This is a genomic window from Treponema sp. OMZ 790 (assembly GCF_024181285.1).
In the GTDB taxonomy this organism is placed as follows: domain Bacteria; phylum Spirochaetota; class Spirochaetia; order Treponematales; family Treponemataceae; genus Treponema_B.
In genome coordinates this window covers 1,599,866-1,614,960 of record NZ_CP051201.1, presented here as the reverse complement: position 1 = coordinate 1,614,960, position 15,095 = coordinate 1,599,866, and the positions used below count along the sequence as shown (strand labels likewise).

Here is a 15,095-nt window from a genome sequence, read left to right as displayed (position 1 = left end):
CTTATGCCGCCAGTTCATACATCGGTATTGCTTGAAGAGTGTCTCCAATTCTTAAAACCTGATGCTTCCCATAATCTTTTTGTAGACGGAACATTGGGAGAAGGCGGACATACTGAAGCTTTTTTAAAAAAATATCCTCAATTAAATGCTGTCGGTGTTGATGCGGACGCTTCAATTCAAGACTTTGCAAAAGAAAGATTAAAATCTTTCGGCGGCAGGGTGCGCTTTCACTTGGGCTGGTCTGATGCGTTTTTTAAAAATTACCCTAAAGAGTTAAATTCTCCTGACTTGATACTTTTGGATTTGGGAATATCCATGTTTCATTATGTAAAATCAGGAAGGGGTTTTTCCTTTGCTTTAACAGAACCTTTAGATATGAGACTGAACCCTGATCTTAAGCTGAGTGCTGCCGATATTGTAAATTCTTATAAAGAAAAAGAATTGGCTGACTTGATTTTTAATTATGGTGAAGAGCGTTATTCTCGAAAAATAGCCTCCCGTATAGCGGAGCAAAGGTTGGTTTCGGCTTTTACCAACGCAAAAGAACTGGCTGATTGTATTTACAAGGTTGTTCCTCAAAACTACAGGCATGGAAAGATTCATCCTGCAACAAAAACTTTTCAGGCTCTTAGGATTGCCGTTAACGGCGAGCTTGATAGACTTCCGCGTCTTTTGGATGCGGCTTTTGCCGTTCTTGCGCCGAACGGTAAACTTGGGGTTATTACTTTTCATTCTCTCGAAGATAGAATTGTAAAGATGTATTTTAAAGAACTGGGGAAAAACTGTACCTGTCCTGAAAATATGCCGATATGTAAGTGCGGGGGCAGGCCCAAAGCTGAAGTTTTGACAAAAAAGGCTGTTAAGGCTTCTGATGAAGAGATAAGGCTGAATCCTCCGTCGAGGAGTGCCCGTCTTAGGGTTGTGCGCAAAATTGATTATCGGGAGAATGAAAAATGAAAAAAATGCTTGCTGTACTTTTAACCTTGTTGATACCTATTTTCTTATTTATGGTAGTTTTACAGTCTTCAAGATATGTGAGTGTCGAAAGAGATTTGGCCGACTATAATAAGGAGCAGGCAAAAATTATAGAAGAAAACAAAAAGAAAATTTCGGGTATTTCTATTTTGTCAAAACCTGAACGAATCGAAAAAATTGCCGTCGAAGAATTAAAAATGAGAAAAGCTTTATCGGGTGAAATTTTAAGAGTTTCTATTTCAAAGGAGAATAAGGATGGTTAGCGGAAAGGAAAACAAAGATTTAGACTATTCTCTCATGACTCTTGATGAATTAATAGCCAGTTCGAATGCAAGGCTTGTTTATAAAGCCGATTCTTCAAAAGCTTTTTCGTCTGTGGTTATAGACAGCCGTAATGCAAAAAATAATTCTCTTTTTATTCCCTTACGCGGCGAAAAACAAGACGGTCATATTTATATAGAATCTGCCTTAAAAAACGGTGCAGAAGTTTTTGTTGTTGATTTTGATTATCTTGAAGAAAATGAAAATCAGATTGTTTCTCTTTGTAAAAAATATAATGTTTCCTGCATTGCCGTAAAAAATAATTTAAAAGCTTTACAGGATGTGGCAGCTTATTATCTGGCAAAGTTCCCTAACCTTTATAAAGTGGGGATTACCGGATCGAGCGGGAAAACGACTACAAAAGAAATTTTATCTTCGATATATTCCCAAAAATATAATACCGTGGCGACGAAGGGTAATTTAAATTCCGAGACAGGATTGCCTCTTTCAGTTTTTGAAGTTCGTCCTGAACATGAGGCCGGAATATTTGAACTCGGTATGAACCGCAGAGGTGAGATAGCCGAAATAACAAAAATTCTTTTACCAAACGCTGCTATAATTACAAATATAGGAACTGCCCATATCGGAATTCTCGGCACAAGACAGGCGATTGCTGAGGAAAAAAAAGAAATTTTTTCTTGTTTTAATGATGAGTCTTTGGGCTTTGTTCCTGAGTGTGAGTTTACCGAATTTTTAAAAGATGTTCCTCACGGTTCTATTTTTACCGTTCCGTATGAAGGCTCTTCATTGGTTGAAAGGGTTGAAGATGCCGGCATATCGGGTTCTAAAATTTTTTATAAAGGGAATGAAATTCTATTTCCATTGCCCGGAAAATATAATGTAAAAAATGCTCTTTTATGTATAGCCTTAGCCGAAAAAAATGGTTTTTCGGCTAAGGAGATAAAATCAGGTTTAGAAGCCGTGAGACCTCTGTTTGGTAGATCGCAGGTTGCCCGCGGCTTCGTAACCTATTTTTTGGATTGCTATAATGCAAATCCCGATTCGATGAAAAGTGCGATAGAATTTTGTGATTCTATAAATACGGAGTATTCAAAGCATTATATTTTGGCATCGATGCTTGAGCTCGGTGCAGAGTCGGAGTATGAACACAAAAAGATTATTGGAGATGCTTTAAAATCCGATGCGGATAATTTATATTTTTTTGGAGACGGTATTTGTTCTGCTTTTGAAAATGTAAAAATTTCTTCTTCAAAAAAAATATATCGATTTAAAACAAATCAATTTGATGCTTTAAAAAACCGGCTTAAAGAAAATTTGTGTAAAGATGATTTTGTCTTGTTAAAAGGTTCAAGATCAATGGAGCTTGAGAGGTTGGAATCTGTTTTAAAGGAAGGAGAGGTTTAAGTGGTAAAACATATTATTGCAAAGAAAAATATTCATTCGGAAAAATATGATTTTGTTTTTGCTATGTCTGTTCTTCTTTTGTTCGGCGTGGGTTTTGCGACCTTATATTCAGGGTCGATTTATTATGCACAGCGTCTCTTTGATAATCATCTTTATTTTGTCAGTAAACAAATAAAACATTTTATTGCAGGTATAATTGCAATGACGTTTTTTCTTTTTGTAGATTTTTCAACAATAAGAAAAATGCTGCCCTTTATAATGCTTATAACTTTTATTTTTTGTTTATTGCCGTTTATTCCCGGAATAGGAGAAGAAAGAAACGGTGCTTCCCGTTGGGTAAATATTGCAGGTTTTATGTTTCAGCCTTCGGAGCTTTTAAAGCTTTCTCTGATTCTATTTTTGGCTAATTTTTTCGATAAAAAAAATAATCAATACGATCAGCCTTTAATTTCGATTATTACACCATTTGTTATAACATCTTTATTTGCTCTTTTGGTTTATTTGGAAAATGATTTTTCTTCTTCGATGTTTATTCTGTATATCGGAGTTTTGATGTTTTTTATAGCCGGCGTTCCTCTTTTATGGTTTTTTAAGGGCTGCGGTTGTTTTATTCCGATTTTTATTTTAATGATAGTTACAAAAGAATACAGAATGGAAAGAGTCTTGTCATATTTGGACCCTTCTCGGAGTCCTTTAAATTCCGGATTTCAAATACAGGCTTCGCTTAATGCCTTGACAAACGGAGGCCTTTGGGGGCAGGGATTGGGAAACGGTGTTCGTAAAATTGCAAGTGTGCCCGAAATATATTCGGATTTTATATTTGTAGTTTGGGCTGAAGAGATGGGATTTATCGGTGTGATTTTTTATATTGCTCTTCTTGCGTTTTTTGCAATTTTTGGATATCGTATAGCTTTCGGATGTAAGAACAGATTCGGAGCTTATGTGTCTTTCGGCGCTGTAAGCTGCATTTTAACTCAGTCACTTATAAATTGTGCGGTTGTTTCAAAACTAATTCCTGCAACCGGAATCCCTCTTCCGTTTTTTTCATCGGGAGGATCATCGCTTGTAGTCACATTTTGTTTATGCGGTTTAATTTTAAATGCATCAGGTTATGTAAATAAAAAGGAGAAATAGATGGCTGATATTTTGTATACATGGAAAAAAGATGAGTACTCCCATAATGCATATTTTAAGGATGAACCTCTTGCAGTCGAAAAATCATCGAAAATTAAATCAGCTGTAATTAAAATATTTATTATAAGCCTTATTTTACTTTTGATGATAGAAGGTGTTTACTATGCAATAATATTACCGTATAACTCTACAGCTTCAATAAATATTTCGGGTTGTTTGGATTTAAGTTCTATCGAAGTGAAAAAACTTGCAGGAATAGACAAAAATACCAAATGGCTTAGTATAAATTCTTCTGAAGTTTCTAAAAGGCTTGTGTCGTATCCCGGTATTGCATCGGCTACGGTAGAAAAAAAATTCCCCGATAAGGTTGTAATTAAAATAGTGGAAAGAAAAGCCGTTGCAGTAGCTTTTACTGAAGTCGGCGGAAGAACAACTGCTATGGAGATTGACGGATACGGAGTTGTTTTTAGAATAGGTTCTCCGATTATTCAATCTAATTTGCCTATTATTACCGGATTGACTTTTAATAATCCTCGTGAAGGTATGAAAATCAACGAAAAACTTTCGCAGCTTTTTGTTCAGTTGGATGTTTTACAAAAAAAATATCCCGTATTATTGAATGAAATCTCTGAAATAAAAATTCAGCCGAAAAAATACGGAGGCTATGATTTGGTGATTTATCCGTTAAAGAGCCGTCTTTCCGTAATAACTAATAAATTTTTGACGGAAGAATCTTTACAGTATATGATGCTTATACTTGATGTAGTAAAGGATATAAATTTGGATAAAAATATTATTGGAATTGATCTGCGTGGTGCTAATGCCGTTTATATAAAAAGAGAGGCTAAAGATGAGCGATAATATAATTGTAGGATTGGATATAGGTACCAAAAATATTCGAGTTGTCGTTGCAGAAAAAAATGAAGAAGGGCATTTGCAGATTACCGGTATCGGTGTAAGCGATTCTACGGGTATGCGTAAAGGCATAGTAACAAATATCGAAAATACCGTGCAAGGAATAAACAAAGCTGTAGATGAGGCAGAAGTTATGTCGGGTGTTGATATTTTTCATTGTACCGTAGGTTTAGGCGGCGTTCATATAGAAGGTATAAATTCTAAAGGTGTTTTTCCCATAAGCGATAAGGGTAAAAACAATAAAGAAATTGACCGCTCAGATATTGAATCGGTTATTAATTCCGCTAAGGCAGTTGCCATTCCTATGGATAGACAGATAATTCATGTGGTGCCTCAGTCTTACACTGTAGATAAGCAACACGGAATAAAAGATCCTTTAAATATGATCGGTATCAGACTTGAAGCGGAAGTTCACGTTATTACCGGAGCAGTTACATCAATAAAAAATGTACCTAATTGTGTTGTAAGAGCTAATTTAAATATTGATGGTTTAATGCATAACGGTCTGGCTGATGTAAGAGCTGTTATGACAAAAGACGAACAAGAACTTGGTTCAATTTTAATAGATATCGGTGCCGGTACTACAGATATAGTTGTTATGCAAAATGGCGGTCCGATTCTTACCGCCTCTTTACCTGTAGGCGGAATGCAGGTTACCAATGATCTGGCAATCGTAAAAAATATTCCTTTTGATACGGCCGAAAAAATAAAGGTATCGAGCGGGTGTTGTTGGATGCCCTTTGTCGAATCCGATGAACAGGTTTTGATTCCCGGTTTCGGAGGAAGAGGGCCTGAAGAAATATATCGAAGCGAAATATGCGAAATATTACAAGCACGTATGGCTGAAATTTTCGTAATGGTAAAAAATAAAGTTGATACTCTTGTACAGGGTACGCATCTTGGAGGCTCGGTTGTAATATGCGGTGGAGGCGCATTATTAAACGGTACAACAGAGCTGGCCGATGAAATATTCGGCATGCAATCTGCCCGGCTGGGAATTCCATCAACGATAGGGGGAGTTGTGGGACAATACCGAAGTCCGGAATTTGCTGCAGTATTGGGTTTGATATTGCATAGCTTTGATGACCAAAATAAGGGCGGACAGGTTTCAAATCCTCGAAAAGAAAATTCGGGATTTGTTTTTTCAAAAATAAAAGATTTTATAAAAGAATTATTTTAAAATTGCATACGGGAGGGTTTTTAGTATGTTATATGAAGTTATAGAAGACAAGATTAATGATGAGCAGGCAGGAGCAGGCACTCCGGCTATAATTAAAGTTATAGGCGCCGGAGGAGGCGGATCAAATGCCGTAAACCGAATGATGTCAAGCAATATGCGGTACGTTGACTTTATAGTCGCAAATACCGATCTTCAAGCTTTGAGCCATTCAAATGCTCCGTTAAAGCTGCCTATCGGAACAAAGATCACCAAGGGTCTCGGTTCAGGAGGAGATCCCGAAATAGGTGAAAAGGCTGCCATTGAAGACAGAGAAGCTATTGCAAATGCAATACAAGATGCCGATATGCTCTTTATAACTGCCGGCATGGGTGGAGGTACGGGAACAGGTTCTGCTCCCATCATTGCAGAAATTGCAAAAGAGCAGGGGATTTTAACTGTTGCAGTAGTTACAAAGCCTTTTACATTTGAAGGCCGAAAAAGAATGAGCCTTGCCGAGGAAGGTATTAAAAAATTACGCGAGTCAGTCGATACCGTAATCACTATTCCTAATCAACATCTTTTAAAGATGGTGGAGCCTTCCACTCCTGTTGTAGAGGCTTTTAAAAAAGCTGATGATGTTTTACGTCAAGCCGTTCAAGGAATTTCCGATTTGATTTATCAGCATGGAGAAGTTAATGTTGATTTAGCCGATGTTAAATCGGTAATGAAAGCTCAAGGAAATGCTCATATGGGTGTCGGTGTCGGTGAAGGACAAAACAGAGCTGTCGATGCTGCAACAAATGCAATCAATAATCCTCTTTTAGAAGAGGCCAGAGTTGAAGGCGCTCAAAATATTTTGGTAAATATTTGCGGTGATGAAAAATTAAGTATGCATGAAATACAGGAAATAATGGAAATTATAACGGCAAGCGCCGATCCTGATGCTGCTATCTTTTTCGGTGCAACTATTGATCCTTCTGTAGAAAACAAAATAGTTGTTACATTGATTGCAACGGGTTTTAAATCCAACGATACTTTTTCTATTGATGAAGTAAATGTTGCCTTAAAATCTTCCCGTGAAAAAGAAGAAGCGTTGTCATTGAACGATAATTCTTTTATGACATCTAGTGAATGGAATAAATTAAACAAAACCAAAGCTCCTACGCTTTCCGGTTTGGGATTACGAAACAGAACCGAAGCTCCTTCCGAAAAAAACTATGAAGGTGCTTATGTTTCTGAAAGAAGACCTTCGTTTAGTTCCATTGTTCCTCCTATGGAAAATGATTTGGATACTCCTGCATGGCTTCGAAATCAAAAGGCTTTAAGGTAAAAGGAGGAAAATAAACTGACGAAGATACAGCTGAGGGCTTTCTACGGATTTTTAATTTCAGCAGAGTCTCATTCAAAGGCAACAGCTCAAACCTACATCAATACTTTGCAATTGTTTCAAGAGTATATGCCCGGCACTTCAATTGAAAATTCGACTGAAGCCGACTGTATCGATTTTATCTTGCATAGATCCGAATCCGGAATTATGGCTAAGACTATCGCAAAAGATATTGCCGCTCTTAATTCTTTTTTTCGATTTTTGATTATCGAAGGAGTCAGAAAAGATAATCCGAGTGAAGGAATTGAAAGGCCTAAACGAGAAAAGACCTTACCCAGAGTTTTATCTCCCGATGAGGTGGACAGTCTTTTCGCGGCTATACCCTTGGATACACCCAATAACATCAGAGACCGAGCCTTGTTTGAGCTTATTTATTCTGCAGGGCTCAGAGTGAGCGAAATTGTTAATTTAAAACTTGAAGATATTTTTTACGATGAAGACTTAATTAAAGTTACCGGAAAAGGAAACAAGGAAAGAATAGTTCCATTTGGAAGTGCTGCAAAATATTGGCTTAAACGGTATATATTTGAAGCCCGTACCGAACTATTAAAACCAAAACACGCAGAAAATAGTTTAACTTCAGGTGCCGTTTTTTTAAATAATAGAGGATCCGTTTTGACCAGAAAAGGAATTTGGAAAAGAATAAACGAGCTTTCAAATTTTTCTGGTATTGAAACAAAGGTTCACACTTTGAGGCATTCCTATGCGACGCATTTGCTTGCAGGAGGTGCGGATTTAAGATCCGTACAATGCCTTTTGGGACATTCCGATATTTCTACAACGCAAGTTTATACACATATCGAGGATAAGTCTTTACAGATGTATCATAATAAATTTTTTGATTCCAAAAAATTGAAAAGGAGTGAAAAATGAAAAAAAGATTTTGTTCCGCAATAATTATTTTATTTTTGATTTTTATATCGATAAGTTGTAATAAGGTTACGGGTATAAAAAGACTTCAAGAATTGGAAGAAGGAGTAAGCAATCCTAATACTGAAGCCGAATTAAAAGAAGCTATAAGAAAGTATGAAAAAAGAGTTGACGATATAATTATTGCCGAAGGCCGAATAGGCATTTGGTACAAAATACTCGGTTCAAGATATATGGATCAAAAGATGTACGAAAAAGCATTAAAGGCTTTTCAATCAGCTTTAGAGTACTATCCCGAAAATCAAAATTTATTTTATCAGACAGGACTTGCCGCAAGTTTAACTGCAAAAAATTCTTTAGATTTTGAATTAACGGGAACGGATATCGAAAAACAAAGATATTTTTCTCTTGCCGTTTCGGCTTATAACCGCGCATTGGAAATAGATCCTAAGCATTCTAAGGCTGTTTACGCTCTTTCGGTTTTGTATATATTTGAACTAAATAGACCTGCTGATGCAATTCCTATTTTGGAAAGAGTCACCGAATCTGAAAAAAAGCCCATAGATCATTTATTTTTACTTGGAGCCGCTTATTCTATGACCGGTGAAAGCGAAAAAGCCGTTTCTGTTTACGAGCGTATTATAGAAGTTTCAAGCAGTGCAGAAAATAAAGCGAAAGCTGAAAGCAATATTCGGGAAATCAAAGCCGGAGGAAGATAAAAAATTAAGATGAATATATCCGAAAAAGAAATTTTACATATAGGATTATCTCATTGTTATTTTCTCAAGGGAAAAGAAAAACTTCTTTTATCGGAAAAGCTTGACTCTTTATCTTCTCTTTTATTACTTTCTATAAAAGATATTTCCGTAATTGTAGGTCGTCAAGTTAACCCCAGAAAATGGGATAAGGATTTACTTAAATCTCTTGTTGACTCAACCTTAAAACTCATGGATGCTTATAATATAGAAATGCTTTATTTCTATGATTCAGAATTTCCTCCGCAGCTTAGAGAAATTCCCGATCATCCCTTTACAGTCTTTTATCGCGGAAGTCTTCCGTCAGCTGAACAGCCCATGCTTGCAATGGTAGGAACCAGACGCCCTACGGGAGAAGGAATTGAACAAGCTCTGAATTTAGGAAAGGAAGCCGGCGAAAAAAATATTCCGGTTGTTTCGGGATTAGCTTTCGGTATAGATGCTTTTTCGCACAGGGGCTGTCTTGAAGGAAGGGGAAAAACTATAGCCGTTTTGGCTTGCGGACCTGAGATGATTTATCCCCGTTCAAATAAGAAACTTGCCGCAAATATTTTGGAGTCGGGAGGCTGTATTTTAAGTGAATATGCTCCGGGAACTGAGCCCCTGTCTTACCGCTTTCCTGAACGGAATAGAATTATTTCGGGACTTTCGCGTTCCGTTTTGATTGTTGAAGCTCCGAAAAAATCGGGGGCTCTTATTACTTCAGATTTTGCCTTAGAGCAGGGCAGGGATGTTTATGTATGTGAACCTATTTTACATTCTTTACAAAATGAAGGCGGTAAAGCTCTTTACGCACAGGGGGCTTTTGCGATAAAATCCATAGATGATATTTTACATGATTGGAAATATCCTACGGAAAGTCATTTAAAAAATAATCAGCAAAATATGCTGTTTACCAATTTATAGATTATGAGGTATTGATTTATGGAAAAAACAACGAATGAAACAAAGAAAACTAAACGTACTGCAAAAAAAACAAAACAGCATTGCTTGGTTATAGTCGAGTCTCCTGCAAAGGCTAAGACTATCGAAAAATATTTAGGTAACGATTATATAGTCAGAGCCTCAATGGGGCATCTGATAGATTTGCCTAAGTCCAGATTGGCAATAGATATAGAAAATAATTTTACTCCTGAGTATATCACGGTTAGAGGTCGTGCTAAAATTTTAAAAGAATTAAAAAAGGAAGCGAAGAAATCTTCAGGTGTCTTTCTCGCAAGTGATAATGACCGTGAAGGAGAAGCGATAGCCTTTCATTTACATGAGGCTTTACTTGCCGAATGTTCTTCTCCCATAAAAAGGATAGTTTTTAACGAAATAACTCCTAATGCGATTCAAGAAGCCGTAAAAAATCCCATGGATATTGATATGGGAAAGGTAAATGCTCAAAAATCCAGAAGAGTTTTAGACAGACTTGTAGGATATAACTTATCTCCTCTTCTTTGGCAAAAAGTAAAAAACGGTCTATCGGCCGGCCGAGTTCAATCTGTTGCTCTTCGCTTAATCTGCGAGAGGGAAGAAGAAGTTGAAAATTTTATACCGGATGAATATTGGACTCTTGACGGAGACTTTAAATACAATAAAACTTCTTTTGAAGCCCAGCTTGTAAAATACAAGGACAATAAACCCGAATTGAAAAATCAAAAAGAAGTTGATGCAATTATAAAAGAGTTGGGTTCATTACCTGCCCTTGTCGATGATATTAAAATTACCGAAAAAAGCATCAAGCCTCGTCCTCCTTTTACGACTTCTACGTTACAGCAGGTTGCGGCAAACCGAATAGGTTTTACTTCCAAAAAAACAATGCAGGTAGCCCAGCAGCTTTATGAAGGCGTTGCAGTCGGTTCTACCCGTGTAGGTTTGATTACCTATATGCGTACCGATTCGGTTAGAATATCCGATGTCGCGATAGATGCAGTGCGTAAGTGGATAACCGAAAATCATCCTAAAGAGTTACCTGAAGGAGCGAATGTGTACGCGGCAGGAAAAAAAGCTCAAGATGCACACGAAGCAATACGCCCTACCTATGTTGAGTACACTCCTTCTTATTTAAAAGAATTTTTAACTCGAGATCAATTAAGGCTTTATTCTTTGATTTGGGAACGCTTTGTTTCAAGTCAAATGAAAAATGCAAAAACAAAAACATCGAGTTACGAAATAAAAGTAGGGAACGCAATTTTTCGTGCGGCTTCTACAAAGGTAACGGAAAAAGGTTTTTACACCGTTACAAAAACCTTGATTTCAAAAGATGAAAAAGGAACAGCTCTCCCTGCAATGAAGGTCGGCGATGCAGTCAGCATCGAAGGTTTAAGACCCGAACAGCATTTTACTCAAGGCCCTGCTCGTTATACGGATGCAAGTATCGTAAAGATGCTGGAAGAAAAAGGAATCGGCCGGCCTTCAACCTATGCTCCTATTATTTCGGTTTTGCTTGACCGCTATTATGTAACTCGATCCAATAAGCAGCTTGTTCCGACCCAGTTGGGAAGAATTATAAACAGTCTTTTGGTAGAAAATTTTTCAGAAATAATCGACGTTAATTTTACTGCCGGAATGGAAAACCGCTTGGATGAAGTTGCAGAAAATAAAATAGAATGGCCTAAGCTGATGGAAAGTTTTTACGGTTCATTTAAAGAAAAAGTAGATACGGCCCTGGAAAATGTAGAAAGTATTAAGGGGTCTTTGGATGAGGTTACCGACATAGTCTGCGAAAAATGCGGAAACAAGATGGTAAAAAAACTCGGGCGCTTCGGAGTGTTTTTGGCTTGCAGCGCCTTCCCCGAATGTAAAAATACAAAATCCATTCCCTTGGCAAAATGTCCGCGTGAAGGCTGCGGCGGCGACATAATCGCCCGTAAATCAAAAAAAAGGGGAAAAGAATTTTACGGATGTACTCATTTCCCCGAATGCGATTTTATTTCTCACTTTAAGCCCATCAATGCATCCTGTCCTAAATGCGGATGGTTTATGGTAGAAAAATATGATAAGAAAAACGGAAACTATAAGGCTTGTATTAATCCTGATTGCGATTACTTACACAGCGTAGTTGAAGGCGTAGAAGATGTGGAGGTAGATAGAAGTAATGAATGAAGTATTTGAAAACTACCTCACTTACAGCGGGGGAGTCAGGCAATTTACAAAAGCAACAATAGATTCTTATAAAAACGATTTGATTATTTTTGAAGAATGGTTAAAGGAACTTGAGCTGGATGTTTTTGAATTAAAAGCTTCAGATGTTAGAATTTTTATCGCAGAACTTGCAGATAAAAAATTTGCTCCGGCTTCGATCAACAGGATGATGTCTACCCTCAGGGGGTTTTACAAATATGCTTTAAGGTTTAATCTGGCAAAAACAAATCCCATATCCTCTGTTAGGAATTTAAAACTTGCTCAAAAACTTCCTGTGTTCATGTTTCCTAAACAGGCTAAAGAATTTTGTAAACTGCCTTCAAATGCGGATATTCTTTGGGAGGCAAGGGATGCTGCCTTATTCGCTTCTCTTTATTCTACAGGCTGCCGTGTTTCGGAATTAGCCGGACTCGATATAAAAGATTTGGATAGAACTCTTTCTTATGCCATCGTTTTCGGAAAAGGAAAAAAAGAAAGAAAGGTGTTTTTTGCAGAATTTGCAAAGGAGTATTTAAAGGAGTATTTAAAAGAAAGAGCTGCTCTGCTTGAAAAGCACAAGGGGCAAGTTCAAAAAGATAATACGGGGAAAATAAGGGATGCTCTTTTTATAAATCAAAAAGCTCAACCCTTAACAAGTAAAGGAATTCGGTATATAATAAACAGATATGTTGAACTATCTCCCGAATTAAAACATCTTTCACCCCATGCTTTTAGACATAGTTTTGCATCTACTCTAATTACAAGAGGTGCGGATATAAGGGTTGTACAGGAATTGCTTGGACACGAAAGTGTTTCCACTACGCAAAGATATACGCATATTACGGCTGAGCAGCTTCAAAATTTATATAAGACTGCTCATCCTCATTCATAGGAGGTTTGATAAACAGTTCGGCAGAAATTCAGCCTCACTGTTTATCTGCCGAGTTTTGTACCTAGGTACAAAACTTCGTATTATTTTATGTGTGTGCTTTTAGGCACACACTTGAAAAAACTTTTTTCGCAAATTAAAATTTGCTGCAAAAATTTTTTATAGGAGTTATAATGGATAAAAAGATAAGAAGCACGACTGTGCTTGCTGTAAGAAGAGACGGAAAAATTGTTATGGCCGGAGACGGTCAGGTAACTATGGGCGAAACCGTTATGAAGGGGAATGCCCGAAAGGTAAGAAAAATTTATGACGGAAAAATTATAACGGGCTTTGCCGGAGCGACGGCCGATGCCTTTACTCTTTTGGAAAAATTCGAAATACGGGTAAAAGAATTTTCAGGTGATCTGACTCGCGCCGCTGTAGAGCTTGCAAAGGATTGGCGCACCGATAAGATGCTAAAAAATTTACAGGCCCTTTTGCTCGTAGCCGATGCAAAGACAACTCTTTTAATTTCCGGTAACGGAGATGTCATAGAGCCTGAAGAAGATGTACTTGCAATAGGCTCCGGAGGAAATTATGCCTATGCTTCGGCCTTGGCCTTGATGCAAAATACAAATCTTTCTGCCCGTGAAATTGCAGAAAAGAGTTTACAGATTGCAGGAAAAATCTGCATCTACACAAACGGAAAAATAGTTATGGAGGAAATATAATGAACGAAGAATTAAAAGAGCTGACGCCTAAGCAAACTGTTGCGGAATTGGATAAATACATCATAGGACAAAACAAGGCAAAGAGGGCCGTTGCTATTGCTCTCCGTAACAGAATGCGCCGTCTAAAATTGCCGGAAGAAATAAGGGATGAAATAGCTCCTAAAAATATTTTGATGATAGGGCCTACAGGTGTGGGTAAAACCGAAATAGCAAGACGGCTTGCAAAATTGTCGGGAGCTCCTTTTTTAAAGGTTGAAGCTACAAAATATACCGAGGTAGGCTATGTCGGCCGTGATGTTGAATCTATGATCAGGGATCTAATGGCTGTGGGCTACACAATGGTGAAAAGCGAAATGCAGGAAAAACTAAAAGAACAGGCAGAAAAAAACACGGAAGAATCCTTATTGGATTTGCTTTTACCCGGTTCAAATAAAAAGAAATCTGCTGCACCGGCCGCTGCCGTTCCTGCACAAGAGAGTTCTCATGCCTCCGCCGGGACACCGATAGCCATTCCGAGTATGAGTACGCCTTCTTCCGGTGAAGAAGATAAGGCTCAACATGAAAACGATATGAGCGGTACTCGCGAAAAATTCCGTGTAATGCTTCGCGAGGGTAAACTGGAAGATAAGATGGTTGAAGTTACTATTTCTCCATCTGTCGGAATGCCTACATTCGAATTTTTTGCAGGCGGTTCAAATATGGAAGATATCGAATCTGCAATGTCGAATATTTCGAATATGATTATGGGAGGAGCAAAATCAAAACGCAAAAATGTAAGCGTAAAAGAAGCCCGCGAGATTATAATGGCCGAACAGCTTGACCGAATGGTCGATCACGATAAGGTTACGGATGAGGCAAAGCAAAGAGTCGAGCAGATGGGAATTATTTTTATCGACGAAATAGACAAGGTCGCTTCCCGCTCCGATCGCGGTGGAGGTCCCGATGTTTCCAGAGAAGGAGTTCAGCGCGACATTCTTCCGATTGTTGAAGGCTCTAAGGTTTCTACAAAATACGGAGTAGTCGATACCCGCCACATTCTTTTTATTGCAGCCGGAGCTTTCAGCGTATCGAAGCCTAGCGATTTAATCCCGGAATTTCAAGGCCGCTTTCCCTTGCGTGTAGAGCTTGAAGCCCTTCATGCAGAAGATTTTAAACGAATTCTCCTTGAACCTAAAAATGCTTTGACAAAGCAATATGCGGAACTTTTACAAACAGAAGGCGTAAAAATAGAATTTTTGGATGAAGCCATTGATAGAATGAGTTTTTTGGCTGCCGATGTAAACAGCAAAAACGAAAACATTGGAGCAAGGCGGCTTCATACGATTATGGAGATGCTTTTGGAAGATATTTCGTTTAATGCAAGCGAGATGAGCGGTGAAACCGTAAGAATCGATGTGTCTTATGTAGATGAAAGACTAAAGGATATAGTACAGGATCAGGATTTATCCCGATATATTCTATAATATGGTTAAGAGGGATTTAAAATTTGCCGAAAATATGCTTAGGA

Annotated in this window: 14 protein-coding genes; all 14 read left to right on the top strand. The window is 37.8% G+C overall.

The window, feature by feature from the left end; all coding sequences use genetic code 11:
* Positions 1-3: 3 nt before the first annotated feature.
* Complete coding sequence (gene rsmH, locus E4O01_RS07820) at positions 4-957, top strand: 16S rRNA (cytosine(1402)-N(4))-methyltransferase RsmH (RefSeq protein ID WP_253691475.1); 954 nt, start codon at positions 4-6, stop codon at positions 955-957.
* Positions 954-1,238 (top strand): FtsB/FtsL family cell division protein, encoded by a 285-nt coding sequence (locus tag E4O01_RS07815; RefSeq protein WP_253691474.1) that lies wholly within the window; start codon positions 954-956, stop codon positions 1,236-1,238. The genes rsmH and E4O01_RS07815 overlap by 4 nt, the downstream gene beginning before the upstream one ends.
* The gene (gene murF, locus E4O01_RS07810; RefSeq protein ID WP_253691472.1) at positions 1,231-2,661 is read left to right on the top strand and encodes a UDP-N-acetylmuramoyl-tripeptide--D-alanyl-D-alanine ligase; all 1,431 of its coding nucleotides are present in this window, start codon (positions 1,231-1,233) and stop codon (positions 2,659-2,661) included. Before E4O01_RS07815 ends, murF begins: the two co-directional genes overlap by 8 nt.
* Entirely contained in the window at positions 2,662-3,795 is a 1,134-nt protein-coding gene (gene ftsW, locus E4O01_RS07805) for a putative lipid II flippase FtsW (RefSeq protein ID WP_253691470.1), read from the top strand.
* Positions 3,796-4,656 (top strand): cell division protein FtsQ/DivIB, encoded by an 861-nt coding sequence (locus E4O01_RS07800; RefSeq protein WP_253691468.1) that lies wholly within the window; start codon positions 3,796-3,798, stop codon positions 4,654-4,656.
* Positions 4,646-5,890, top strand: a complete 1,245-nt coding sequence (gene ftsA / locus E4O01_RS07795; RefSeq protein WP_253691466.1) for a cell division protein FtsA — start codon at positions 4,646-4,648, stop codon at positions 5,888-5,890. Before E4O01_RS07800 ends, ftsA begins: the two co-directional genes overlap by 11 nt.
* A gap of 25 nt (positions 5,891-5,915) precedes the next feature.
* Positions 5,916-7,199, top strand: a complete 1,284-nt coding sequence (gene ftsZ, locus E4O01_RS07790) for a cell division protein FtsZ (RefSeq protein ID WP_253691465.1) — start codon at positions 5,916-5,918, stop codon at positions 7,197-7,199.
* Positions 7,200-7,214: 15 nt separating this feature from the next.
* Entirely contained in the window at positions 7,215-8,129 is a 915-nt protein-coding gene (locus tag E4O01_RS07785; protein ID WP_253695193.1) for a site-specific tyrosine recombinase, read from the top strand.
* A complete protein-coding gene (locus E4O01_RS07780) occupies positions 8,126-8,845 on the top strand; it encodes a tetratricopeptide repeat protein (protein WP_253691463.1) in 720 nt (239 codons plus the stop codon). The genes E4O01_RS07785 and E4O01_RS07780 overlap by 4 nt, the downstream gene beginning before the upstream one ends.
* Before the next feature lie 9 nt (positions 8,846-8,854).
* Positions 8,855-9,787, top strand: a complete 933-nt coding sequence (dprA, locus tag E4O01_RS07775; RefSeq protein WP_253691461.1) for a DNA-processing protein DprA — start codon at positions 8,855-8,857, stop codon at positions 9,785-9,787.
* Positions 9,788-9,805: 18 nt separating this feature from the next.
* Positions 9,806-11,971: a type I DNA topoisomerase gene (gene topA / locus E4O01_RS07770; RefSeq protein WP_253691459.1), complete on the top strand. Its 2,166-nt coding sequence runs from the start codon at positions 9,806-9,808 to the stop codon at positions 11,969-11,971.
* Entirely contained in the window at positions 11,964-12,881 is a 918-nt protein-coding gene (gene xerC, locus E4O01_RS07765; protein WP_253691457.1) for a tyrosine recombinase XerC, read from the top strand. Before topA ends, xerC begins: the two co-directional genes overlap by 8 nt.
* Before the next feature lie 170 nt (positions 12,882-13,051).
* Entirely contained in the window at positions 13,052-13,588 is a 537-nt protein-coding gene (hslV, locus tag E4O01_RS07760; protein ID WP_253679685.1) for an ATP-dependent protease subunit HslV, read from the top strand.
* Positions 13,588-15,051: an ATP-dependent protease ATPase subunit HslU gene (gene hslU / locus E4O01_RS07755; RefSeq protein ID WP_253691456.1), complete on the top strand. Its 1,464-nt coding sequence runs from the start codon at positions 13,588-13,590 to the stop codon at positions 15,049-15,051. Before hslV ends, hslU begins: the two co-directional genes overlap by 1 nt.
* The last annotated feature ends 44 nt before the right edge of the window (positions 15,052-15,095 follow it).

Coding starts and splice junctions, on each gene's coding strand:
- rsmH (WP_253691475.1), top strand. CDS start 4: ATGCCGCCAGTTCATACATCGGTATTGCTTGAAGAGTGTCTCCAATTC.
- E4O01_RS07815 (WP_253691474.1), top strand. CDS start 954: ATGAAAAAAATGCTTGCTGTACTTTTAACCTTGTTGATACCTATTTTC.
- murF (WP_253691472.1), top strand. CDS start 1,231: ATGGTTAGCGGAAAGGAAAACAAAGATTTAGACTATTCTCTCATGACT.
- E4O01_RS07800 (WP_253691468.1), top strand. CDS start 3,796: ATGGCTGATATTTTGTATACATGGAAAAAAGATGAGTACTCCCATAAT.
- ftsA (WP_253691466.1), top strand. CDS start 4,646: ATGAGCGATAATATAATTGTAGGATTGGATATAGGTACCAAAAATATT.
- ftsZ (WP_253691465.1), top strand. CDS start 5,916: ATGTTATATGAAGTTATAGAAGACAAGATTAATGATGAGCAGGCAGGA.
- E4O01_RS07780 (WP_253691463.1), top strand. CDS start 8,126: ATGAAAAAAAGATTTTGTTCCGCAATAATTATTTTATTTTTGATTTTT.
- dprA (WP_253691461.1), top strand. CDS start 8,855: ATGAATATATCCGAAAAAGAAATTTTACATATAGGATTATCTCATTGT.
- topA (WP_253691459.1), top strand. CDS start 9,806: ATGGAAAAAACAACGAATGAAACAAAGAAAACTAAACGTACTGCAAAA.
- xerC (WP_253691457.1), top strand. CDS start 11,964: ATGAATGAAGTATTTGAAAACTACCTCACTTACAGCGGGGGAGTCAGG.
- hslV (WP_253679685.1), top strand. CDS start 13,052: ATGGATAAAAAGATAAGAAGCACGACTGTGCTTGCTGTAAGAAGAGAC.
- hslU (WP_253691456.1), top strand. CDS start 13,588: ATGAACGAAGAATTAAAAGAGCTGACGCCTAAGCAAACTGTTGCGGAA.